We start from the raw sequence: 332 nt of genomic DNA on the forward strand, positions 1-332 counted from the left end.
ATAGAAATTCGGAGATACTGATAAATAAAATGTTCTATTCCCATGAGTAGCTTGTGTTTTATCAATTTCATTTAATCTTCTAGAAAGCCTTACGACATGATCACTTTGTTGCAGGTCAACTGGTTCATAGAAAAGATAATTAGAAAATTGTTCCCACTCCTTTTCTTTACCAGATATTTGATTTGATAACTTTACTTTCATCTTTTCTTTAAACTCACTATCAGTCCAAGGTCTTCTAGCACAACCAACTATTCCAAATTCACTAGGAATTCTTCTTTGCAAATAAAGTTCAAATAAGGCTGGTATTAATTTTCTATGAGTAAGGTCTCCAC

At 31.9% G+C, this 332-nt stretch carries 1 pseudogene; it reads right to left on the minus strand.

Annotated elements, in window-relative coordinates:
* Nucleotides 1-332: pseudogene (locus tag AMO19_RS00130) on the minus strand (glucose-6-phosphate dehydrogenase); the annotation flags it as partial.

Origin of the sequence: Prochlorococcus marinus, assembly GCF_001180245.1 — a bacterium.
GTDB lineage: Bacteria > Cyanobacteriota > Cyanobacteriia > PCC-6307 > Cyanobiaceae > Prochlorococcus_A > Prochlorococcus_A marinus_F.